The organism is Aeromonas dhakensis, assembly GCF_002285935.1.
Taxonomy (GTDB): Bacteria; Pseudomonadota; Gammaproteobacteria; order Enterobacterales; family Aeromonadaceae; genus Aeromonas; species Aeromonas dhakensis.
On record NZ_CP023141.1, the window covers coordinates 3224418 to 3246982 of the forward strand.

At 61.1% G+C, this 22565-nt stretch carries 23 protein-coding genes; 18 read left to right on the plus strand and 5 right to left on the minus strand.

Annotated elements, in window-relative coordinates; translation table 11 throughout:
* Positions 1 to 12: 12 nt before the first annotated feature.
* The 14 genes from rpmF (at position 13) to CK627_RS15065 (ending at position 11674) form a co-directional block, all read left to right on the plus strand.
* The gene (gene rpmF, locus CK627_RS15000) at positions 13 to 180 is read left to right on the plus strand and encodes a 50S ribosomal protein L32 (protein WP_005300935.1); all 168 of its coding nucleotides are present in this window, start codon (positions 13 to 15) and stop codon (positions 178 to 180) included.
* A gap of 9 nt (positions 181 to 189) precedes the next feature.
* The gene (plsX, locus tag CK627_RS15005) at positions 190 to 1209 is read left to right on the plus strand and encodes a phosphate acyltransferase PlsX (protein ID WP_095592754.1); all 1020 of its coding nucleotides are present in this window, start codon (positions 190 to 192) and stop codon (positions 1207 to 1209) included.
* 7 nt (positions 1210 to 1216) lie between these two features.
* The gene (locus CK627_RS15010) at positions 1217 to 2176 is read left to right on the plus strand and encodes a beta-ketoacyl-ACP synthase III (RefSeq protein ID WP_017782848.1); all 960 of its coding nucleotides are present in this window, start codon (positions 1217 to 1219) and stop codon (positions 2174 to 2176) included.
* Positions 2177 to 2245: 69 nt separating this feature from the next.
* Entirely contained in the window at positions 2246 to 3181 is a 936-nt protein-coding gene (gene fabD / locus CK627_RS15015; RefSeq protein WP_095592755.1) for an ACP S-malonyltransferase, read from the plus strand.
* A 13-nt stretch (positions 3182 to 3194) separates the two neighbouring features.
* Positions 3195 to 3929, plus strand: coding sequence for a 3-oxoacyl-ACP reductase FabG (gene fabG, locus CK627_RS15020; RefSeq protein ID WP_005300916.1), 735 nt, complete (start codon positions 3195 to 3197; stop codon positions 3927 to 3929).
* A gap of 157 nt (positions 3930 to 4086) precedes the next feature.
* Positions 4087 to 4323 (plus strand): acyl carrier protein, encoded by a 237-nt coding sequence (acpP, locus tag CK627_RS15025; protein ID WP_005300909.1) that lies wholly within the window; start codon positions 4087 to 4089, stop codon positions 4321 to 4323.
* 82 nt (positions 4324 to 4405) lie between these two features.
* Entirely contained in the window at positions 4406 to 5647 is a 1242-nt protein-coding gene (gene fabF, locus CK627_RS15030; RefSeq protein WP_010633978.1) for a beta-ketoacyl-ACP synthase II, read from the plus strand.
* Between the two features lie 19 nt (positions 5648 to 5666).
* A complete protein-coding gene (gene pabC / locus CK627_RS15035; RefSeq protein WP_017785362.1) occupies positions 5667 to 6521 on the plus strand; it encodes an aminodeoxychorismate lyase in 855 nt (284 codons plus the stop codon).
* Positions 6511 to 7512, plus strand: coding sequence for an endolytic transglycosylase MltG (gene mltG, locus CK627_RS15040; protein ID WP_017764491.1), 1002 nt, complete (start codon positions 6511 to 6513; stop codon positions 7510 to 7512). The genes pabC and mltG overlap by 11 nt, the downstream gene beginning before the upstream one ends.
* Complete coding sequence (tmk, locus tag CK627_RS15045; RefSeq protein WP_010633981.1) at positions 7512 to 8153, plus strand: dTMP kinase; 642 nt, start codon at positions 7512 to 7514, stop codon at positions 8151 to 8153. Before mltG ends, tmk begins: the two co-directional genes overlap by 1 nt.
* Positions 8138 to 9085 carry a DNA polymerase III subunit delta' gene (holB, locus tag CK627_RS15050; RefSeq protein WP_095592756.1) on the plus strand — a complete coding sequence of 316 codons (948 nt, stop codon included), beginning with the start codon at positions 8138 to 8140 and terminating at the stop codon, positions 9083 to 9085. The genes tmk and holB overlap by 16 nt, the downstream gene beginning before the upstream one ends.
* Positions 9086 to 9102: 17 nt before the next feature.
* Positions 9103 to 9882, plus strand: coding sequence for a TatD family hydrolase (locus CK627_RS15055; protein ID WP_095592757.1), 780 nt, complete (start codon positions 9103 to 9105; stop codon positions 9880 to 9882).
* A gap of 300 nt (positions 9883 to 10182) precedes the next feature.
* Positions 10183 to 11211, plus strand: coding sequence for a site-specific integrase (locus tag CK627_RS15060; protein ID WP_024941785.1), 1029 nt, complete (start codon positions 10183 to 10185; stop codon positions 11209 to 11211).
* Positions 11212 to 11392: 181 nt separating this feature from the next.
* Complete coding sequence (locus CK627_RS15065; protein ID WP_095592758.1) at positions 11393 to 11674, plus strand: RepB family protein; 282 nt, start codon at positions 11393 to 11395, stop codon at positions 11672 to 11674.
* A gap of 214 nt (positions 11675 to 11888) precedes the next feature.
* On the opposite strand, the gene rsmF is transcribed toward CK627_RS15065, so the two are convergent.
* From rsmF to CK627_RS15085, 4 genes are all read right to left on the minus strand, one after another.
* Positions 11889 to 13316 (minus strand): 16S rRNA (cytosine(1407)-C(5))-methyltransferase RsmF, encoded by a 1428-nt coding sequence (gene rsmF, locus CK627_RS15070; RefSeq protein WP_167385428.1) that lies wholly within the window; start codon positions 13314 to 13316, stop codon positions 11889 to 11891.
* A 130-nt stretch (positions 13317 to 13446) separates the two neighbouring features.
* A complete protein-coding gene (locus CK627_RS15075; protein WP_095592760.1) occupies positions 13447 to 15999 on the minus strand; it encodes an MlaD family protein in 2553 nt (850 codons plus the stop codon).
* A gap of 68 nt (positions 16000 to 16067) precedes the next feature.
* The gene (locus CK627_RS15080; protein ID WP_010633988.1) at positions 16068 to 16676 is read right to left on the minus strand and encodes a paraquat-inducible protein A; all 609 of its coding nucleotides are present in this window, start codon (positions 16674 to 16676) and stop codon (positions 16068 to 16070) included.
* Entirely contained in the window at positions 16654 to 17286 is a 633-nt protein-coding gene (locus CK627_RS15085; protein ID WP_095592761.1) for a paraquat-inducible protein A, read from the minus strand. The genes CK627_RS15080 and CK627_RS15085 overlap by 23 nt, the downstream gene beginning before the upstream one ends.
* 148 nt (positions 17287 to 17434) lie before the next feature.
* Here CK627_RS15085 and prpB point away from each other — a divergent pair, with 148 nt between their 5' ends.
* The 3 genes from prpB (at position 17435) to CK627_RS15100 (ending at position 21033) form a co-directional block, all read left to right on the plus strand.
* Positions 17435 to 18322: a methylisocitrate lyase gene (prpB, locus tag CK627_RS15090; protein WP_095592762.1), complete on the plus strand. Its 888-nt coding sequence runs from the start codon at positions 17435 to 17437 to the stop codon at positions 18320 to 18322.
* Positions 18323 to 18330: 8 nt separating this feature from the next.
* Complete coding sequence (gene prpC / locus CK627_RS15095) at positions 18331 to 19458, plus strand: bifunctional 2-methylcitrate synthase/citrate synthase (protein ID WP_095592763.1); 1128 nt, start codon at positions 18331 to 18333, stop codon at positions 19456 to 19458.
* A gap of 129 nt (positions 19459 to 19587) precedes the next feature.
* The gene (locus CK627_RS15100; RefSeq protein WP_095592764.1) at positions 19588 to 21033 is read left to right on the plus strand and encodes a bifunctional 2-methylcitrate dehydratase/aconitate hydratase; all 1446 of its coding nucleotides are present in this window, start codon (positions 19588 to 19590) and stop codon (positions 21031 to 21033) included.
* A 94-nt stretch (positions 21034 to 21127) separates the two neighbouring features.
* Here the strand turns inward: CK627_RS15100 and CK627_RS15105 are convergent, their stop codons facing one another.
* Entirely contained in the window at positions 21128 to 21871 is a 744-nt protein-coding gene (locus tag CK627_RS15105; protein ID WP_095592765.1) for a DUF8198 family protein, read from the minus strand.
* A 211-nt stretch (positions 21872 to 22082) separates the two neighbouring features.
* Here CK627_RS15105 and CK627_RS15110 point away from each other — a divergent pair, with 211 nt between their 5' ends.
* Positions 22083 to 22460, plus strand: a complete 378-nt coding sequence (locus CK627_RS15110; RefSeq protein ID WP_017764503.1) for a polyhydroxyalkanoic acid system family protein — start codon at positions 22083 to 22085, stop codon at positions 22458 to 22460.
* The last annotated feature ends 105 nt before the right edge of the window (positions 22461 to 22565 follow it).

Here is a 22565-nt window from a genome sequence, read left to right on the forward strand (position 1 = left end):
AGTTAGCCTACAATGGCCGTACAACAGAACCGTAAAACCCGTGCCAAGCGTGGCATGCGTCGTTCCCACGATGCGCTGACCACCGCTGCCCTGACTGTTGATCAGACCAGTGGCGAAATCCATCGTCGTCACCACGTGACTGCCGATGGTTTCTACCGCGGTAAAAAGGTAATCGCTTAAGGATTGCCTTTGTCTACGCAAACTGTCGCGCTAGACATCATGGGGGGAGATATTGGCCCCTCGGAAACAGTGCCTGCCGCCGTGCAGGCACTGTCTCTTTTACCCCAGCTGAAATTGATCTTGGTCGGTGACCAGCACCAGACCATCCCCCTCCTGCAGCAACATGGCTTGCTCAATCACCCTCGTGTCCGTTTTGTACATGCCTCCCAGGTCGTTGGGATGGGCGACAAACCGATCGTGGCACTGCGCACCCTGAAAGACTCCTCCATGCGAGTCGTACTCAATCTGGTCAAGAGCGGCGAGGCCGATGCCTGCGTCAGCGCCGGCAACACAGGTGCACTGATGGCCATGGCCAAATGCGTGCTCAAATCCCTGCCCGGCGTCGACCGACCCGCACTCATCAAGGCGCTGCCCACCCTGTCCGGCAAACGCACCGTGATGCTGGATCTCGGCGCCAACGTCAGCTGCGATGCCGACACCCTGCTGCAGTTTGCCGTGATGGGGTCAGTGGTGGCTGAAAAGGTGGAGGGGGTTGCCACTCCCAGGGTGGCCCTGCTCAACGTGGGGGAGGAGGAGATCAAGGGGAACGATCTGGTGCGCCACAGTGCCGAACTGCTGCGCCAGTGCCAGGCGCTCAACTTCGTTGGCTTTGTTGAAGGGGATCGAATTTTTAGCGGCGATTGCGACGTGATCGTCTGCGACGGTTTTGTCGGCAACGTCGCCCTCAAGACGGCGGAGGGGGTGGTGCGGATGATGGCCCAACTGGCCGGATATCCCCGCAAGAAACGCAGTTTTCTTGGCCGTATCGCCGGATTTATGTTCAAACGACGTTTTTCTTACCTGAACCCCGACCAGTATAACGGTGCAAGTCTGTTAGGATTGCGCGGCATTGTGGTAAAAAGCCATGGGCGGGCCGAACGGCGTGCCCTGTGTAACGCGATCCTGCTGGCCGCGCAAGAGGCCAAGCATCAACTTCCATTGCAAATCGCAGATCGCCTTGAATCTGTCTTTTCCGACAGGGATCTATAAGAACTCTATGCATAGCAAAATTTTGGGTACTGGCAGCTATCTGCCGAACTCGGTACGCACCAACGCCGACCTCGAACAGATGGTAGAGACCAGTGACGAGTGGATTGTGGAGCGTACCGGGATCCGTGAACGCCGCATTGCCGGTGCCGATGAAACCGTTGCAACCCTGTCTCACCAGGCAGCCCTGCGCGCACTGGAGGCCGCGGGCCTGACGGCCGCCGATCTCGACATGATAGTGCTGGCCACCACCAGCGCCGAAAACGCCTTTCCGGCCGCCGCCTGTGAACTGCAGGGGCTGCTCGGGGTGCAAGGGATCCCGGCCTTCGACGTGGCGGCCGCCTGCGCCGGCTTTACGTATGCGCTCTCCATTGCCGATCAGTTCGTCAAATCCGGTGCCGCCCGCCACGTGCTGGTCGTCGGCGCCGATGTGCTGTCGCGCATGTGCGATCCCGAGGATCGTGGCACCATCATCCTGTTTGGGGATGGGGCAGGGGCCGTGGTGATCGGTGCGAGCGACACCCCCGGCATCCTCTCCACCCATCTGCATGCGGATGGTCGTTATGGCGAGCTGCTCAAGCTGCCGCAGCCCCGTCGCGGCATGCCGGGGGCCGAGCTCGAAGCCTACATGTACATGAAGGGCAATGATGTCTTCAAAGTCGCGGTCACCCGTCTGAGCGAAATCGTCACCGAGACCCTGGCCGCCGCCGGCATCGAGCCGAGCGAGCTGGACTGGCTGGTGCCCCATCAGGCCAACTTCCGCATCATCAGCGCCACCGCCAAGAAGCTTGGCATGGGGCTGGACAAGGTGGTGCTGACCCTCGACAAACACGGCAACACCTCTGCCGCCTCCGTGCCCATCGCCTTCGATGAAGGGGTGCGCGACGGCCGGATCAAACCGGGCCAGCTGGTCTTGCTGGAAGCCTTCGGCGGCGGTTTTGCCTGGGGCTCGGCGCTGGTTCGCCTCTGATCGTCAGCGGGATGGGACGAGCGTTTCATCCTGCCGTTCTCATTTTTCTCTTATTTAAAGGAATCAATGATGACCCAATTTGCCATTGCCTTCCCGGGACAGGGCTCCCAAACCGTCGGCATGCTGGCCGAGCTGGCCGAACAACATGCCGTGATCAAGGAGACCTTCGCCGAGGCGAGCCAGGTGCTGGGTTATGACCTGTTTGCCCTGGTAATGGAAGGTCCGGCCGAAGAGCTGAACAAAACCTGGCGTACCCAGCCTGCACTGCTGACCGCTTCTGTCGCGCTGTGGCGCCTGTGGCAACAGCAGGGTGGGGCAACCCCCGCCGTGATGGCAGGCCACAGTCTGGGTGAGTATTCCGCCCTGGTCTGCAGCGGCGCACTGGCCTTTACCGATGCGGTCAAACTGGTTGAGCTGCGTGGTCTGGCCATGCAGGAAGCCGTGCCGGAAGGCACCGGTGCCATGGCCGCCATCATCGGCCTGGACAACGACGCCATCGCCGCCAACTGCGAGAAAGCGGCTGAAGGGCAGGTGGTTTCCCCGGTCAACTTCAACTCCCCGGGCCAGGTGGTCATCGCCGGTCACAAAGAGGCCGTCGAGCGCGCCAACGTGCTGATGAAAGAGTCCGGTGCCAAGCGTGCGCTGCCGCTGCCGGTCTCCGTGCCCTCCCACTGCGCGCTGATGAAACCTGCCGCAGAAAAGCTGGCAGCTGCGCTGGACGGGATCGAGATCAAGGTTCCTGCCATCGCCGTCATCAATAATGTCGACGTATCCTGTGAGCAGGATCCGGCCGCCATCAAGCAGGCATTGGTGCGTCAGTTGTTCAGCCCGGTTCGTTGGACCGAGACTGTCGAGCGGATGGCCAACGAGGGGGTCACCCTCGAGGTCGAAATGGGACCGGGCAAGGTACTGACCGGGCTCGCCAAGCGCATCGACAAGCGCGTGGAAGGTATTCATGCCAACGATGCCGCCTCTTTCGAGCAGGCGCTGGCCCAGATCAAGTAAACAGGAGCAATGAATGAGCTTTACCGATAAGGTTGTGTTGGTGACCGGTGCCAGTCGTGGCATCGGCCGTGCGATTGCTGAAACTTTTGCGGCCCGTGGCGCCAAGGTAGTCGGCACGGCGACCAGCGAGAGCGGCGCCGAGGCAATCAGCGCCTATCTGGGTGAACAGGGTTGCGGCATGGCGCTGAACGTGACCAGCCAGGAATCCATCGAAGCCGTCTTCGCCGCCATCAAGGCGCGTTTTGGCGACATCGACATCCTGATCAACAACGCCGGGATCACCCGTGACAACCTGCTGATGCGGATGAAGGATGATGAGTGGAACGAGATCATCGACACCAACCTCACCTCCCTGTACCGTCTGAGCAAGCCGGTGCTGCGCGCCATGATGAAGAAGCGCAATGGCCGCATCATCAGCATCGGTTCTGTGGTCGGCACCATGGGCAATGCCGGTCAGGTCAACTACGCGGCCGCCAAGGCGGGCCTGGTGGGGTTCACCAAGTCGCTGGCCCGTGAAGTGGCCTCCCGCGGCATTACCGTGAACGCGGTTGCCCCCGGTTTCATCGAGACCGATATGACCAAGGCGCTCAATGAAGAGCAGCGTGCCGGCATCATGAGCCAGGTACCTGCCGCTCGTCTGGGCGATCCAAAAGAAATTGCCGCTGCTGTGGTATTCTTGGCATCGGATGATGCCGCCTACATCACTGGCGAAACCCTGCATGTTAATGGCGGGATGTACATGGTGTAATCAATTTGTCGTGAGATCTGTTCAAATTTGCGATAGTACGCCGAAGTTTGGCGAATTTCGTGGTTTGACCAGCGGCAAGCTACTTGCAAACTCACGTCAATTGAATAAACTACCCCAACCAGACGCAATAGCGTATTTTTAAAGGAAAATTCAGGTCATGAGCAACATCGAAGAACGCGTAAAGAAAATCATCATCGAACAACTGGGTGTTAAAGAAGAAGACGTTAAGAACGCTGCCTCCTTCGTCGACGACCTGGGCGCTGACTCTTTGGATACCGTTGAACTGGTAATGGCGCTGGAAGAAGAATTCGATACCGAAATTCCTGATGAAGAAGCCGAGAAGATCACCACTGTTCAAGCGGCTATCGACTACATCACCGCTAATCAGGAATAAGTTCCTGTTCTGAAAGAAGCGGCCCAAGGGCCGCTTCTTTTATGTTTACTCCTTTTCAAAACACCTCTCGGAGACTACCTCAGTGTCAAAACGCAGAGTCGTGGTGACCGGCTTGGGGATGCTTTCCCCGGTAGGCAACACTGCCGAATCCAGCTGGCAAGCCCTGCTCAACGGGCAGAGCGGCATTTCTCCCATCGAACACTTTGACGCCAGCGAGTTTGCGACCCGCTTCGCAGGCCAGGTCAAGGATTTCGATCCCGAGCAGTACGGTATCAACCGCAAAGAAGCTCGCAAGATGGATCTCTTCATCCAGTACGGCATCGCCGCAGGCGTGCAGGCGCTGGATGATGCCGGTCTCGTCATCAACGAGGAGAATGCCGAGCGCGTCGGTGTGGCGATCGGTTCCGGCATCGGTGGTCTGGGTCTGATTGAGCAGAACCACAGCAGCCTGGTCAACGGCGGTCCCCGCAAGCTGAGCCCCTTCTTCGTACCGTCCACCATCATCAATATGGTGTCCGGTCATCTCTCCATCATGAGAGGCCTGCAGGGTCCCAACATCGCCGTCACCACCGCCTGTACCACAGGCACCCATGCCATCGGCATGGCCGGTCGCATGATTGCCTACGGCGATGCGGACGTGATGGTCGCCGGCGGCGCCGAGAAAGCATCCACCCCGATGGGGATGGGCGGTTTTGCCGCCGCCAAGGCGCTCTCCAACCGCAACGACGAGCCCACCAAGGCCAGCCGTCCGTGGGATAAAGATCGCGACGGTTTCGTGCTGGGTGATGGCGCCGGGGTGCTGGTGCTGGAAGAGTACGAACACGCCAAGGCCCGTGGTGCCAAGATCTATGCCGAGCTGGTCGGTTTTGGCATGAGTGGTGATGCCTACCACATGACGGCGCCTCCCGCCGATGGCAACGGTGGCGCACGCGCCATGCAAAATGCCATCAAGGATGCCGGCATCGCCCCCGAGCAGGTGGGATACATCAACGCCCACGGCACCTCCACCCCGCTGGGTGACGTCGCCGAGCTGCGCGGCATGAAGGCCGTATTTGGCGAACATGCCAAATCCCTGATGGTCAGTTCCACCAAATCGATGACCGGTCACCTGCTGGGTGCCGCCGGCGCCATCGAGGCGATCATCACGGTACTGGCGCTGCGCGATCAGATGGCGCCGCCCACCATCAACCTGGACAACCCGGATGATGAGTGCGATCTGGATCTGGTGCCTCATGTTGCCAAGGCCGGCAACTTCGAATATGCCCTCTCCAATTCCTTCGGTTTTGGCGGCACCAATGGCTCACTGATCTTCAAACGCGTATAATTCGCCCTGGGCGGATAGTATGGGCCCGATACGTCAGTATCGGGCCTTTTTTATCGGAGGGATCCTTTTGCTGATCAATGGAATACCGACAGACAGCGTGTCCGCCATGGATCGTGGTCTGGCCTATGGGGATGGTCATTTCACCACCCTGTTGGTCAAGGATGGCCGACCCGTCTGGTGGCCGGCACACCTGACAAGGTTGCAGCAAGCGAGCGCCAGACTCGGTCTTGCCGAGCTGGACTGGCAACAACTTGGCGATGAAGTGGCCCAATTGGCCCGCGATCAAGCGCTGGCGGTGATCAAGGTGATGCTGACCCGCGGCAGCGGTGGCCGGGGCTATGATGGCACAGCCTGCCATGCACCGACCCGGATCCTGTCGCTGGCCGCTTACCCGGCTCACTACCCGACATGGCAGCAAGATGGCATTCCACTCTTGGTATGCCGGCAGCGGTTGGGGGATGCCCCCATGCTGGCAGGCCTCAAGACCCTCAACCGGCTGGAGCAGGTGCTGCTGAAAAGCGAACTTGCGGCCCGTTCCGGGGTCGAAGGTATAGTCTTGAACAGTCGGGGATTTCTGGTAGAAGGGGTCAGTGCCAATCTGTTTTGGCGCCGTGGCAGAACGGTGTTTACGCCGGATCTCTCCCACTGCGGCATAGACGGCATCATGCGGCGCCATGTGATGGCAATGCTAAAACAGATGAGCATTGAACTGCGTGTCGTGGAGGCTCCGCTGGAGTCACTGTGGCAGGCCGAAGAGGTATGGCTGACCAATACCCTGATGGGCATAGTGCCGGTCACCGGCATCGGGGAGACCCAATATGCCAGTCAGGAATTGATCCGCCGTTTACAGGAGCGTTTGGTCATTGAAGTTTAATCGGCTTTACACCCTGCTCGCGGGCGCGGCGCTGACTGTCGCCGCTGCCGGGGGCTATGTACATTACAAGTGGCAACAGGTGGAGACGCTCACCAACAAGGGACCGACCCGTCTCTTTACCGTCGAGAAGGGAGCCCATGCGGCGCGTCTGATCGCCGAACTGGGGGAGGGGGACACCAGCCCCTGGGCGGTGCGACTCTGGTTGCGCGGTCATCCCGAGCTGGTTGCCATCAAGTCCGGAACCTATGAGATCAAGGAAGGGGCACCGCTCAAGGATACCCTCTCCCTGTTTGCTTCCGGCAAGGAGTTTCACTTCAGCCTGACCTTCGTCGAAGGTTCCCGTTTCGAGGATTGGTTGAAGCAGCTGGCCAGCGCCCCTTATCTGGAACGGCTGACCGTCGAGTTGCCCGAGACCGATCTGGCTCAGGAGCTTGGCATCGAAAACGGCAAGCTGGAGGGGTGGTTCCTGCCGGAGACCTACGCCTATACCACTCATGCCAGCGATCTCTCCATTTTGCGCCGTGCCCATCAGGACATGGAAACCTTCCTGCAGCAGAGCTGGGAGAAGCGTCAGGCCAATCTACCCTACAAGACTCCCTACGAGGCGCTGATCATGGCCTCGATCATCGAAAAAGAGACGGGGATGCCGGAAGAGCGGGCGCGGATCGCCTCGGTGTTTGTCAATCGTCTGCGCCTTGGCATGAAGCTGCAGACTGATCCCACCGTCATCTACGGGGTGAAGGACAGGTATGACGGCAATATCCGCCGCAGCGACCTGACCGACGTGAACCCCTACAACACCTATGTGATCGACGGCTTGCCACCCACCCCCATCGCCATGCCGGGCAAGGCCTCCATCGAGGCGGCGCTCAATCCCCTGTCGACCGACTATCTCTATTTCGTCGCCAAGGGGGGCGGGGCCCACTATTTTTCCAAGACCCTCGATGAACACAATCGGGCGGTGCGTGAATACATTTTGAAGAAACCCTAATGTCTAAATTTATCGTGATTGAAGGACTGGAAGGCGCAGGGAAGAGCTCCGCGGTGCGCTACGTGACCGACTATCTGCATGCCCACGGCGTGGCGCGGATCGAGTGTACCCGCGAACCGGGCGGCACGCCGCTGGCGGAGCGTATGCGGGCCATCGTCAAAGAGGTACACGACGAGCGGCTCACCATCGAAGCCGAACTGCTGCTGATGTACGCCTCCCGGGTGCAACTGGTCGAGACACGCATCAAGCCAGCGCTGGCTGACGGCGTCTGGGTAGTGGGCGATCGCCACGATCTCTCCTCCCAGGCCTACCAAGGCGGTGGTCGTGGCATCGATGCCAACCTCATCGGCGCCATCAAGCGGGCCGTGCTCGGCGACTTCAAGCCGGATCTGACCCTCTATCTCGACATCGATCCCGCCATCGGCCTGCAGCGGGCCCGTCATCGCGGTGAGCTGGACCGGATCGAGCTTGAACAGCTCAGCTTCTTCGAGCGTACCCGCCAGCGCTATCTGGAACTGGCTGCCGCCGATGCGTCAGTCAAGGTGATCGACGCCGGCCAAGCGCCGGAGCAGGTCAAGGCGGCCATCGAGGCTGCATTGTCCCACTACCTGAAAGACGAGCCCTCATGTATCCCTGGTTGATCCCGGACTGGCATGCCTTGAGTCAGACTGCCGCCGCCGGCCGGCTGGGGCACGCCTGGCTGCTGCTGGGTGATCCCGGTCTTGGCAAGGAGCAACTTGCACAGCAGCTGGCCCGCCTGCACCTGTGCCATCAGCCTGATCGGGGCGAGCCTTGCGGTCATTGCCACTCCTGTCAGCTGTTTGAAAAGGGTCATCACCCGGATCTGGGCACCCTCACCACTGAGGGCAAGACCATAGGGGTCGAGGCCATCCGCGAGATCTGTGCACGTCTGCAGAATTCGGCCCAGCTTGGCCGAGGCAAGGTAGTTATCATCCCGGATGCAGAGCGCATGACCGAATCGGCCGCCAACGCCCTGCTCAAAACCCTGGAGGAGCCGGCTGGCGACAGCTTGCTGCTGCTGATCGCCTCCCAGGTTTCCCGCCTGCTGCCCACCATTCTCAGCCGTTGCCACAAGCATGTCTGCCAGTTGCCGGCGGAAGGGGAGACTCTGGCCTGGCTCGCCGAGCAGGGTCATCAGGCCACCCAGGCTCAGGTGCGGATCTGCCAGGGGGCTCCGCTGCGAGTGCTGGATTACTTGACGCAGCAGCAGGACACGGATCGCCGTGATCTGCTTGAGAGTTTTCTCGCACTCTCGCAAACACCCACCCGGACCAACCATGTGTGCAGCCTGCTGGCAAGCGATACCCAGGTCAGACTGCACTGGGTGCAGCTGTTCTTGTGCGATGCGCTCAAGACGCAGGCCGGTTGTGGCCCTCACCAGCTGGCCATGCCGGATCTGGCCGCGCTCAGTCAACAACTGGCGGAACGTCACTCCAGTGAAAAGCTGCTGGAGGCGGAGCAGCAGCTCGTTGGGCTCAAGGCGGCCTGCCAGCCCGGGCAGCTCTCCAACCCCACCATTCATTTGATGAACTGGCTCACTCGCTGGTTATAGATCCCAAAAGGTTTTGTATGTTACTCGTTGATTCCCATTGCCACCTCGATCGTCTGAGTTATGGCAGCAAGCAGACCGACATGGCCGATGTGCTGGCCAAGGCGGCCAGGCAGGACGTGGGATATTTTCTCTGTGTGAGCGTGACCCAGGCACAGTTCCCGACCATGCTGGAGGCGATAGCCCCTTACCCTCAGGTGTTTGCCTCCTGCGGCGTGCATCCCCTCAACCAGGAGCCTGGCGTCGATGCCGATTTGTTGTTGGCCCAGGCGGCGGATGAAAGGGTGGTAGCCATCGGCGAGACCGGGCTCGACTACTTCTATTCGCCGGAGAACAAGGAAGTACAGCAGGCTTCCTTCCGGGAGCATATCCGAGTGGCCCGCGCCCTGAACAAGCCCCTCATCATTCACACTCGCGATGCCCAGCAGGATACCCTGCAGATCATGCATGAGGAGGGGGCAGATCAGGTAGGCGGGGTGCTGCACTGTTTCACCGAGTCACTCGAAATGGCAGAGGCGGCCATGGCGATGGGCTTTTATATCTCCATCTCCGGCATCGCTACTTTCAAGAACGCGGCTGCGCTGCAATCTGTAGTCAAGGCGTTGCCACTGGAACGACTGCTGGTTGAAACCGACTCTCCCTATCTGGCGCCGGTTCCGCACCGGGGCAGGGAGAACGAGCCGGCCTTCGTACGCGACGTGGCCCAGTTCATCGCGGATCTGCGGCAAATGCCGCTGGCCGAATTGGCGCAGGCGACCAGTCAAAACTTCTTTGAATTGTTCAAGTTGGCAAAGCGATAACAAACAACGCCCCGCATAGCGGGGCGTTTTACTATAACAGTCTGCACTATCCATGGCCCATCCAAAAACGATCATTGTGGTTCGTTATCTCTCACTTCGTGTGATGGATGCTGATGAGGCAAAGCGCTCAACCCTGATAAAACGAAGCAAGAAGAACAGTGTGCTTGAGGAATAAATGAGGGGGCTGAAATAGGTTAAAAGCACTCCTCACAAGTATCGATAATATTCATTATCGATACTTGATAGATCTGCAAGATCCTGTAAGATCCAACGAAACTCCGCATTAAATCATAGAGTTAAGTGAACTACCCACGCATTTCAAACCCAGTTCAGCAGCCCTTGCAGAGCGTCTTCGATCCTCAGCTGAACAGCCGGGCCAGACGCTTCCTGCGCAGCGCCAAAGCCGACTCCACCCTCAATGCCTACCAGGCCGACACCCGTATCTTCGTGTTCTGGTGTCAGCTGCATGGGCTCGATCCGCTGCAGACTACCCATCATGACATCATGAACTTTCTGGCGGATCAGGCCGACGGCATCCTGGCCGATTGGGTCTGGCTGGACAAGGAAGAGGGGAAGGGGGAGCTGCGCAACGGCGATCCCCGCAAGCCAGCCACCCTGGTAAGACGGCTCGCCGGCATCCGTTATGCCTTCAAGCAGAAGGGGATCCACCCCATGCCGACCGAGCATGCGGAAATAAAGGAGATGATGCGGGGCATAGTGCGGCTCGGTGACAACCGCAAACGTAAAACGGGGGCGCTGACCCTGAAACCGCTGGCATGCGTGCTCGACGAAATCGACACCAGCAATCTGGCGGGACTGCGGGATTACACCCTGTTGTTGCTGATGTTCAGCGGTGCCTTGCGCCGCTCGGAGGCCGCAAGGATTGAGGTGGATGACCTCGACTTTGTGGGGCAGGGGATCCGCCTTCGGCTCAAGCCCAGCAAGCATCAGCTACATGAAACGGAGATCGCCCTGGTGCCCGGCAAACAATATTGCCCGGTGTCGGCACTGGCGCGCTGGCTCAAACAGAGCCGGATCCATGAGGGGGCCCTGTTTCGCCGCATGAATCGCTGGGGCCAGCTCATGCAGGAGCCGCTCGGCCCGCAAGGCATCAACCTGATGATCAAGCGGCGCACCGGTCAGGCCATCGACGATCTCCAGGTCAGCGGCCACAGTCTGCGCCGCGGCTTTATCACCTCGGCGGTGACCGCCGGCAAACCGATGAACAAGATCATCGAGGTCACCCGCCACAAGGACATCCGTACCTTGCAGGAGTATTTCGACGACGCTCACAAGTTCTCGGATCACGCCCTGGATGGTCTGCTGTAATATAACCGCGTCACTCTCTTTTTTATGTTAAATGATATCTTGTTGATCCAATGATATATTTGCAGCGTACTGGACCTCACCCCATCAAGAAGGGGAGAGTCAGGCTCTTCGGTGTTGGTCAGCGAATATTGAAGATTTGGTGAGAGATAACGGGCTGTAAAAATCAAAGTTGCAAGGTGATATGAGCCAGGAAATAGAAGTGAGCGGGGCGCAAGACAACGCCGAGCGGCAGCGCCAGCACGTGAAACGCAAACAGGAAACTCACAGCCGGTTGCAATGCTGGATCAGCAATCGCCATGCCGAGCGGTTGGCCATGTTGGGGCAGTTGCTCGAAGATAGCCAGGCATCCCTCATCGAACAGGCCATCGATCTGCTCTATCAGCAAGAGCTGCAGCATGAGCAGAAACAGAAACAGGACAGGGCGCAGATCGATGCACAAGCACCGGCGGAGATGCTCGAGTAAACGCGCCGGCAATTGAGGCAAAGATCGAGAAACCGGGACATAAAAAAAGCCAGGTACGAATTCCTTGTACCTGGCATAGGGGAATTGGCTCCTTGCAGAGCCGTGCGCTAACTGGTGTTCGGATTGCCTTTAAGCTTAGACAAGGCTCAAGGCTTTTCAAGATCCGCGCAAAGGTTCAACCGGAGTGTGGGTTTTCCTGCTCCGGCACAACTTGCTAGACGAACAGATTGTTGTCGCGCACCAGCTCGCGGGGCAGGGCATTCTTGACCCGGCTGCCCACCCATTTCCCCATGCCCAGGGTATGCCCCTGATAGCGGACGATCACCTCGCCAGTGCCGGCGGCTTGCTCCGGCCACACGTCCCGCCCCATCATGAACTCCCGCGCATTCGCTATATCGAGCTCGACGAATCCTTTGCTCGCGCCGTCGCCATAGGCCAGCGCCCACTCATGGGTCAGCCGATACCCTTTCTTGAAGGTCTCCGCCAGTTTCAGCCCGATACGATCGAAGCGCAGCTTGCCCTGCACCTGTTCGAACAGCTGGGGGAAGAGCCAGATCTCCTCGCTGCGGCCAAACAGATTTCCCTGTGGCACGACCCCGAAGGTGGCTTCAATCTCGCGCAGCATGGGCCCGGACTCCTTGGCCGGCAGCGGCAAGAAGGGGAATTTGCCGAGTTTGCCCGGTTTGAACATGGTGTTGGGCACTGAGTGGTGCTTGCGCAATCTGGCAACGAAAAAGCCTTCACTGTCGAAGATTTGGGGCCAAACGTGCAGGTATCCTTCCGGCGTGCAGGCCTGCTCTGCAGCGGGGAAGAGATCGGCCAGTGAGTCAAAGCTGAACGCATCGCCGAACTTGTCTTGCAGTGACTGACAGACGGTCTGGTTCTCCTGCAGGCTCAAGGTGCAGGTGGAGTAGACCAGTACGCCGCCCGGTTTGAGCGCATGAAAGGCGCTCTCCAGCAACCCTTGCTGCACCGCGGCAATCTCGTCGATGCTCTCGAGACTCCAGTTGCGCAAGGCGTCTTCGTCCTTGCGCACCGTGCCCTCGCCAGAACAGGGGGCATCGAGCAGGATGGCATCGAAGGTCTCCGGCAACCACTGGCCGAATACTTTCGCATCGAAATGGGTCATCCCTACATTGGTCACGCCGCAGCGCTGCAGATTGGCACTGAGCACCTTGAGCCGGCTGCTGGAGTATTCGTTGGCAACCAGCATGCCCTGGTTGTTCATCAAGGCTGCGATCTGGGTGGTCTTGGAGCCGGGGGCCGCCGCCGCGTCCAGCAACATGCCGTCGCGCCGGGTCTGCTCGCAGGCAAACAGGGCGGTGACCGGCAGCATGGAACTCGCCTCCTGAATGTAGAAGAGGCCGCTTAAATGCTCGGCGGTGTTGCCAAGGGGCACGCTCTCGTCTTCGCGACTGAGCCAGAAGCCGGTGTCGCACCAGGGCACGGGATCAAGCTGCCAACCGAGCGGTTGCATCCGCGCCACAAACGCCGCCACCGATATCTTCAAGGTATTGACCCGGATGCTGCGCCGCAGCGGTCGTCGACAACTGGCCACGAACTCATCCATGGAGAGGTGCGCCGGCATGATGGCTGCGATATGGCGCAAGAAGTGATCGGGAAGATAGGTGTTGTCGTGCACGGAGCCGTCTCGTTGACCGAAAATGAGGGGCGACATCTTATCACAAGGGCAGGAATATTCTGAAAGCGCAGCGGCTAAAAACAAGCCCGGCACAGTGCCGGGCTTGAGTGAGCGTGAGTGAGGGGAGCGATCAGGGCTGGATGCGGGGGCTCCACTCCTGCCACTCTTTCTCGGCCTTGGCATGCAGCGGGTAGCGGTGGCCGGCCTTGACGGTCGGCCCCATCTCTTTCTCCGGAGTGTTGAAGGCGATGCCGCCGGCGAGCAGGCTCTGCACCGTCTCCACCTCTATGGTGCCACCGGTCAGGCCGATATCCGCCTTGACCCCGGAGACGTTCCAGAAGCGGGTGTTGGCCCGCACCAGATGGGCGTACTCCTGCTCCACGTTGACGTCGATCAGCACCTCGCTGCCATCGCGGGCCAGCGCCACCTTGGTCACGCTGCCCACCACCATCTTGCGAAACAGCAATGGACTGCCGACGCTCAAACCGTTGACCGACGCGCTCTTGAGGGTGAGCGTCAGGCCGGCCGGGCCGCTCTGGCTGAGGGGGAAGCGCTCCTTGCCCGCCCCTTGGCCTGGCTGCGCCTCCACAAAGGCGCCCTTGATCAGGGTATCGAGGTGGGCCACGCCGCCCAGCCCCAGCTTGGCCTGCACCAGGGTAAAGCGGGCACCAGACTGCAGGAAGCGCGCGGCATACTGGCCATCCAGCTCGGCCTTGAAGATCACCTGGCCCAGGGTCGGCTCCAGCTCAATCTGTTCAATCTTGCCGATGTCGACCCCGCGGTAGCGGATCGGGCTGCCGACCCCGAGCCCCGGGTTGTTGTCGGCCACCAGGGAGAGGGTCCGTACCTTGGCCTTGGCCTGCTCCTTGCTGTCAAACAGCTGATGACTGCTGCGGCCTGTACCGAGCCGATCGAATTCGATGGCGCCGCGCAGCAGGGTGGCGAGATTCCCTACCTTGACCTGCACGCCATCCACCCGCACCCGGGTATCCAGCGCCGGTTTTTTCCAGAATTGCGGCTGCTGCTCGAGCAAGGGGGCATAGACACCGGCGATCTCGAGTTCGATCTCCACCCCCTCCTTGGCGGCGCGCAGCGCATTGACCTTGCCGGCCTCGAGCCCCAGATAGAGCACCGGGGAGCCGATACCGATGCCATCGGCTTGTTCAGCCTTCAACATCCAGCGACGGGGTTTGGCATCGCGGGTGCCGAGCAGGGCCAGCTCCTGGCTGGGATAGAGCCGGTTGACCCGCTCGCCAGAAAGGGCCTGCACCAGCTTGATGCCACCGCCAATCCAGGCGCTGGCCGGGCTGGTTTCCACCTTGATGCCGCTCAAGTCGGCATCGATCTGCAGCGGCGCCGCCCGATAGAAACGGGCCCGGTTGAGCAGATGCTGATACTGGCTCTGCACGACCAGAGCCACGCTGGCGTTGCCACCGCCATCCAGGGTGAGCTGGCTGATCTGGCCCACCTGCAAGCCCTTGTACCAGAGCGGCGCCCCTTCGTTGAGGCCGGCCAGATCATCGGCCTGCAGCACCAGCTTGATGCCGCCCGGTTGCTCCTTGCTGCTCAGGGTCATGGCCTTGACCCGCTCGCCCGCCACATAGTCGAGGCGAATGGCCGGGCCCGCCAGCAGGCGATCTGCATGCTTGATGCCGCCGGCGCCGAGGGAGACGCTCTCCCACACCAGACGACTGTTGCCGGTGATCCGAAATGCCTGCTCCGGGTTGATCAGTGCGCTCACCACCCGGCCCTTGTCGGTGAGGCGAATGGGGTCGATGCGGCCGATCTCGATGCCTTCAAACAGGATGGGCATCCCCTCCTTGATGGGCAGATCCCCCGCCTGGATGTCAATTCGCTCGCCGCGGGCCGCCTCGGCCAGCCCTTTGTAGAGGGTGAAGACCTGGCCTTTCTCCGGCTCCGGGGAGTCCTTGGGAGAGTCGAAGGCGATGCCGCCGCTCAGGATGGAGGTGAGGCTGCCGGCCTCCACATTGACCCCGGCCAGGCTGAAGGAGCCCTTGATACCGCTGATGTTCCAGAAGCGGGTGTCGGCCTTGATGAGGTGTTCAAAACGCGGCTCGATCACCAGATCCAGGATCACGTTCTGGTTCTCTTCGCCAAGGCGGGTGTTGATGACGCTGCCCACCTCGATGCCGCGAAAATAGAGCTTGGCGCCGATGCCGACCGAGCCGAGTGAATCGGCGGTCAGGTGCAGCATCCGCCCCTGGGCCTGATAACCGGGGGGAGGGCCGTCCAGCGCGTCGAACTCCTCCTGCAGCGGGTTGTTGTCCCGCCCGGGCTGCAGGTTGATGTAGTTGCCGGAGACCAAGGTATCGAGACCGGAGATCTCGGTGAGCGACGCCTTGGGGCTCACCAGCCAGAAGTCCGAGCCTTTGCGGATGAGCGGGCGGGCCCGGCTGTCAATCTTGGCCAGCACAGCTATCTTGCGGCCATCCTCGGCCAGCGCCAGCTCCTGCACCACCCCGATGGCGACCCCCTGGTAGCGCACCTGGGTCTTGCCCGGCAAGATGCCGTTGCCCTGGGCGAAATTGATGCGAATAAGCTGGCCGCTGCTGACAAACTGCTGGTAGATGAAGCCCCCCGCCAGCAACAGGGCGATAAAGGGCAGCAACCAGACGGGTGACAACCAGCGACGCTTCTCAATGACGGGTTCAGCCCCGATCATACCGACTCCTTAATTGGCTGAGATAAACAGCATTCAGATAGAAGAAAACAGGTTAACACTGCCGCGCCCTAACGGGCCGCCTTGTCCCACAGCAGGCGCGTGTCCAGCATGCGGGCCGACATCATGGTCAGCACCACCACACCGGCAAAGGCGGTGGCGCCGGGGCCGGCCCGCACGTTGAGCAGCACCCCGCGATCCACCAGGGCCACCATCAGCGAGATGACGAACAAGTCCAGCATGGACCAGCGGCCGATGAAGTCGATGATGCGATACATGATGAGCTGGCGTTTGCGCCGCACCGGCTTGCTGCGCTGCAGTTGCCAGCAAATCCAGCCCAGCCCCAGGATCTTGCCCACCGGCACTATGATGCTGGCGGTGAGGACTATGGTGGCAATCCCCGACATCTTGCTGCGATAGAGCATCATGATACCGCTGAAGATGGTGTCGGACTGCAACAATCCCTTGTTGTAGAAGTGGGTGATGGGCAGCAGGTTGGCGGGCAGCAGCATGAAGCTGGCCAGCGCCAGCAAGCCCCAGGACCAGGCCAGGGAGTGGGGAATGCGCACTTGCAGCCGGCTGTGGCAGCGGGGGCAGACGCTACCCGCCTGATAGCGCACCAGCAGGCCGCAGGTGTGGCAGCGGCAGAGCCCCAGTTCACGGGCGCTGGTCTGGGACATGGTCCGGCTCCTCCAGCGGTACCCGCTCCCAATAGGGGGCGGGGTCAAACAGGATCAGCAACGTCAGGTTGAGCAGCATCAGGATCCCCAGGCTGAGCAGGCCGCCGCCGAGACGCACATCGGCGATGTCGACCAGCTTGAACAGGGCGACCAGCAGGCTGACGATGTAGACCTCCAGCATGGCCCAGTGGCGAAACACCTCCACCGACTTCAGGGTCGGCGCCAGTATGTGCCAGCGTTTGGCAAGGCCCGAGGCCAACGCAAAGATCCCGAGCAGCAAGCCCACCGGCGCCAGTACGGCACACCAGAACACCAGCCCCGCCACCCAGATCTCGTGTTCGAGCAGCAGCACCAGGATCCCCTTGAGCAGGTTGGCGTCCGAATTGACACCGGCCAGGCGCAGGTAGATCAGCGGCTCGAAGAAGGCGGACGGGAGCAACAGGAAACCGGTGATGGTCAGCGCCATCAGCTGGGAGGGGCGAAATGCGTAGCGCCCGTACAGATGCTGATGACAGCGGGGGCAGTGGGCGTGGCGCCTCAGCGGCAATAACTTGCGTTCGATCAGCAAGTCGCAAGCCGGGCAGACGATCACGGGATTGGGATCCGACATTACGATTCAACCTGTTGAAGGAATTGGTGAAATTTACCCTAAAAGCCGCGTCCTGTCTTGCCTGGCAGGGGTCTGCCACGAAAGTATGATTGACGTTAACGTAAACGTGATATTAGATAGTCAAACCAGACAAGTGAAAGGAGTCATGATGTCCAGCCTTACCCCCTCGGCAGGTCTGCGCTTTCGCACTGCCCTCGCCAATGAACGCCCCCTGCAGATCGTCGGCACCATCAATGCCTACATGGCGCTGATGGCGGAGCGCAGCGGCTTTCAGGCCATTTACCTCTCAGGCGCCGGCGTGGCCAACGCCTCCTATGGCCTGCCGGATCTTGGCATGACCAGCCTGAACGACGTCTTGACCGACGCCGAACGCATCACGGCGGCGACCCGTGTGCCGCTTTTGGTCGACATCGACACCGGCTGGGGTGGGGCCTTCAACATCGCCCGCACCGTACGCGCCTTCGAGCGAGCCGGGGTAGCGGCCGTGCACATGGAAGATCAGGTCGCCCAGAAGCGCTGTGGCCACCGACCCAACAAGGCGGTGGTCTCGCAGGAGGAGATGTGTGATCGCATCAAGGCGGCGGTGGATGCCCGCGAGAACGACGAGTTCGTCATCATGGCCCGTACCGACGCACTGGCGGTGGAGGGGATTGGCCCGGCGCTGGAGCGCGCCGCCGCCTATGTGGCCGCCGGGGCAGACATGATCTTTGCCGAGGCGGTGACCGAGCTCGGCCAGTATGACCTGTTCAAGCAGGCGGCTGGGGTGCCAATTCTTGCCAACATGACCGAGTTCGGCAAAACCGAGCTGTTCGACAAGGAGGCGCTCGCCGCCCACGGCGTCGACATGGTGCTCTATCCCTTGAGTGCCAGCCGGGCAGCCAACCAGGCGGCCCTCAACGTCTATCAACACATTCGCCAGGATGGCCATCAGCGGGCCGTCGTCGACACCATGCAGACCCGGGAGTCGCTCTACGACTTCCTCGGTTATCACCACTACGAGCAGACGCTGGACCGTCTGTTTACATCCAGGGACTAGGAGGAAAAATGGGACAGCAAAAACCGTTGGGTGGCGCCGGCCTGCGTGGCCAAAGCGCGGGGGAGACCAGCATCTGCACCGTGGGCAAGAGCGGCACCGGGCTCACCTATCGCGGCTATGACATCCAGGAGCTGGCCGATGGCGCCCAGTTCGAAGAGGTCGCCTACCTGCTGCTCAAGGGCGAGCTGCCGGACGAGCAGCAGCTCGAGGATTACAAGCGAACCCTGCGCAGCCTGCGCACCCTGCCTGCCGCCTTGCTGGAAGTGCTCGAGCGCATTCCTGCCGACGCCCATCCCATGGATGTGCTGCGCACCGGCTGCTCCATGCTCGGCGATCTGGAGCCGGAGGGCGGCTTCGAGCATGAGCATGAGGTGGCGGATCGGCTGCTGGCCGCCTTCCCGGGCATTCTCCTTTACTGGTACAAGTTCAGCCACGACGGGGTGCGCATCGCCCTCGACACCGACGAGGAGTGCATCGGCGGCCACTTCCTGGCGCTGCTGCACCAGAAGGCGCCGAGCGAGCTGGAGCGCCGGGTGATGCACGTCTCCCTCATTCTCTACGCCGAGCATGAGTTCAACGCCTCCACCTTTGCGGCGCGGGTCTGCGCCTCGACGCTCTCCGACATGTTCTCCTGCGTCACCGCGGCCATCGGCACCCTGCGCGGCCCGCTGCACGGCGGCGCCAACGAAGCGGCCATGGCGATGATCGAACCCTGGCAGGATGAGGCCCAGGCGCGGCGCGAGCTGCAGGCCAAGCTGGCAGCCAAGGAGAAGATCATGGGCTTTGGCCACGCCGTCTATCGCACCTCGGATCCGCGCAACGTCATCATCAAGAACTGGTCGGCCAAGCTGGCCAAGGCGGTGGGCGATGACCGGCTCTATCGCGTCTCCTGCGAGGCGGAGAAAGTGATGTGGGAGGAGAAAGAGCTCTTCCCCAACGCCGACTTCTTCCACGCCAGCGCCTATCACTACATGGGGATCCCGACCAAGCTGTTCACTCCCATCTTCGTCTGCTCGCGGGTCACCGGCTGGTGCGCCCACGTGATGGAGCAGCGCGAACACAACCGGATCATCCGCCCGAGCGCCGATTACGTCGGCCCGGCGCCCCGGCATTTCGTCTCGCTGCAGCAGCGATAACCATGGGCGGCCCTGTCACCCCATTGCGTCACCCGACCCCGGCAACAGCGGGGTCGATGTGCGCAGGCGGGCGGGCAGGGCGCCGTTTCATCACCCCGTTTCATTCACTACAACGATAAGGAAATCACGATGTCCGCCAACGTCGACGTCAACCACAGACCAGACCCCGATCAGGTGCTGGTCGATATTGCCGATTACGTCTGCAATCACCCCATTACCAGCCAGGCCGCCCTCGATACCGCCCGTTACTGCCTGATGGATACCCTGGGCTGTGGCCTCTTGGCCCTGCGTTTTCCCGAGTGCACCAAACACCTTGGTCCCATCGTGCCCGGTACCCTGGTACCCCATGGTGCCCGGGTACCAGGTACCCAGCTTTGCCTCGACCCGGTCAAGGCCGCCTGGGATATCGGCGCCATCATCCGCTGGCTCGATTACAACGACACCTGGCTGGCCGCCGAGTGGGGTCACCCCTCCGACAACCTGGGGGGGATCCTCGCCACCGCCGACTGGCTCTCCCGTACCCGGGTGGCAGAAGGCAAGGCGCCGCTCACCATGAGCGATGTGTTGACGGCCATGGTGAAGGCCCACGAGATCCAGGGGGTACTGGCGCTGGAGAACTCCTTCAACCGGGTCGGTCTCGATCACGTGGTGCTGGTGAAGGTTGCCAGTACCGCCGTGGTGACCCACATGCTGGGGGGGACCCGCGATCAGGTGATCGATGCGGTCTCCCAGGCCTGGGTCGATGGCCAGAGCCTGCGTACCTACCGTCATGCCCCCAATGCCGGTTCGCGCAAGAGCTGGGCGGCGGGGGATGCCACCTCCCGCGCAGTGCGCCTCGCCCTTATCACCATGAGCGGCGAGATGGGCTATCCCGGCGCTCTGACGGCCCCCAAGTGGGGCTTCTACGACGTGCTGTTCAAGGGCAACCAGTTCGCCCTGCATCAGAGCTACGGCAGCTATGTGATGGAGAACGTGCTGTTCAAGATCTCTTACCCTGCCGAGTTCCACGCCCAGACGGCGGTGGAGTGTGCCATGAAGCTGCACGAGCAGGTGAAGGGGCGGCTGGACGAGATCGACCGCATCGAGCTCACCACCCATGAGTCGGCCATTCGCATCATCAGCAAGGTGGGCGCCCTCAACAACCCGGCCGACCGGGATCACTGCCTGCAGTACATGGTGGCGGTGCCGCTCATCTTCGGGCGCCTCATCGCCGAGGATTACGAGGACGCCGTGGCCGCCGATCCCCGCATCGATGGGCTGCGCGCCAAGATGGTGGTGCAGGAGGACAAGCGTTACAGCCGCGAGTATCTGGAAGCGGACAAGCGATCCATTGCCAACGCCATCCAGGTCTTCTTCAAGGACGGCACCCACACCGCCAAGGTGGAGGTGGAGTACCCGGTCGGCCATCGTCGCCGCCGCGAGGAGGGGATCCCGCTGCTGGTAGAGAAGTTCCGCCACAACCTGGCCACCCGCTTCCCGGCCAGACGGGCCGAGGCGATCCTGGCCCTCTGCCAGGATGGCAAGCAACTGGCCGCCACTCCGGTGCACGCCTTCATGGATCTGCTGGTGATCTGACCGCTATCCATCGGCACACATCAACAAACGAAAGCGGGCCACTCGGCCCGCTTTGTCATGTTTGACTGCATGTGTGCCTGCATGACTCCCAGGGTCAATCCAGCACTGTGTCATCACCCGTCAGCAACGCCTGCATGATCGCCGTCTCGCGGCTGGCGATGGCCTCGAGAAACTCGCTGGCCCGCCCCATGTGGTGACAGACCCGGTAACCCCGCTCGACAAAGGAGAAGAGCTCGCCCAACCCCGCCAGATGGGCCGGCCCCGATATCAGCTTCAAGGTTGCCCCGAGCAGCGGTTTTCTGGCCAGCCGGTCCAGGGTCATCCCCAGCTCGTTGACCAGTTGCAACTGATGACGGCGGCGCGCTTCTTCACCCACCTCCTGATAGGCGAGGGCATAACCCCTGGCGTTCAGTCGCGCCATGCTGCCGCTACGACGCAGCGCCACCACCATCAGGTAATCGAGCTCCTCGGAGAGGGCGTCGAGTTCAATGGCCTGCGCCAGCACCTTGAGGCCGGACTCCGGCAACAGTCGCTCGGCAGTCGGCATCACCCGCATCACGTCCGCATCGCGGCGGGCACAATCCCCCGGCCCGTAGAGGTCGGTCAGGAAAAACTGCGCAGCCGGGCCGTAGCGCTTGCTCTCCAGCAGATCGCGGTGAGTGCGCCCCAGCCGATCGGCCTGCCATTGGCGCAGTGCGTCCCTGTCTTGCTGATCCTGCGGGTGGGTGCGCATCTGCTCGCGCAAGGCGGCCACCTGGTTGAGCTGACGGTAGAGTCGCCCCAGGGTGCTTTCTTCATCCATGTGGTGGTCATCGGATGGTTGTTTCTCTTGGGTCATCTGCTGCTCTCTTGACCTGTGTTCTCTGGTGTATCCCATGGCCTGTGACGGATAAAACGGGCGGCCGGCGAGGGGCGGGAGTTACTCGTCACGAGCCGCCAGCCCAGTGTAACGCGGCGGCAACCCAGGCGGAATCGATGGAGCTTTTACTCGACAGCCTTTGTTAAGTGAGTCCCAAATATGTTGCAAATCACTTTCACTTGTTTGATTCATGTGTTTAATATCAGTAAATGTCGTCACCGCTCAGAGAGTTAGCATGTTTCTATACGATCCCCTTGCCGGCAGCAACCTATCGACCATCCAGGTCAGCCGTCAACACCCGCTCGGCCTCGCCGGCGCTCGGCTCGCCGCCGAAGCCATCGCCCAGGACATGAGCGAAGAGTACGAACTCGACTGCGAGTGGGAAGACGAGGAGGAGACCCGCTTGCTGTTTCGCGGCGCAGGGGTCAATGGCTCCCTCTGCCTCACCGAGGATACCCTGTCGCTGGAAGTGCGCCTCGGCTTGATGCTGTTACCGGTACGCAGCGTCCTGGAGCAGGAGATCCTCGAATATGTCGATCAGCGCCTGCCTTGTCCCGCGCGGCGATAACCAATCCAATAAAGACTGATCCAGCGCAATAAATAATGGTGAAATAGCGCGCCTTATATTCTTTTGGCGAAACAGTCGACCTGGAGATTATTATTCAGGCGGCAT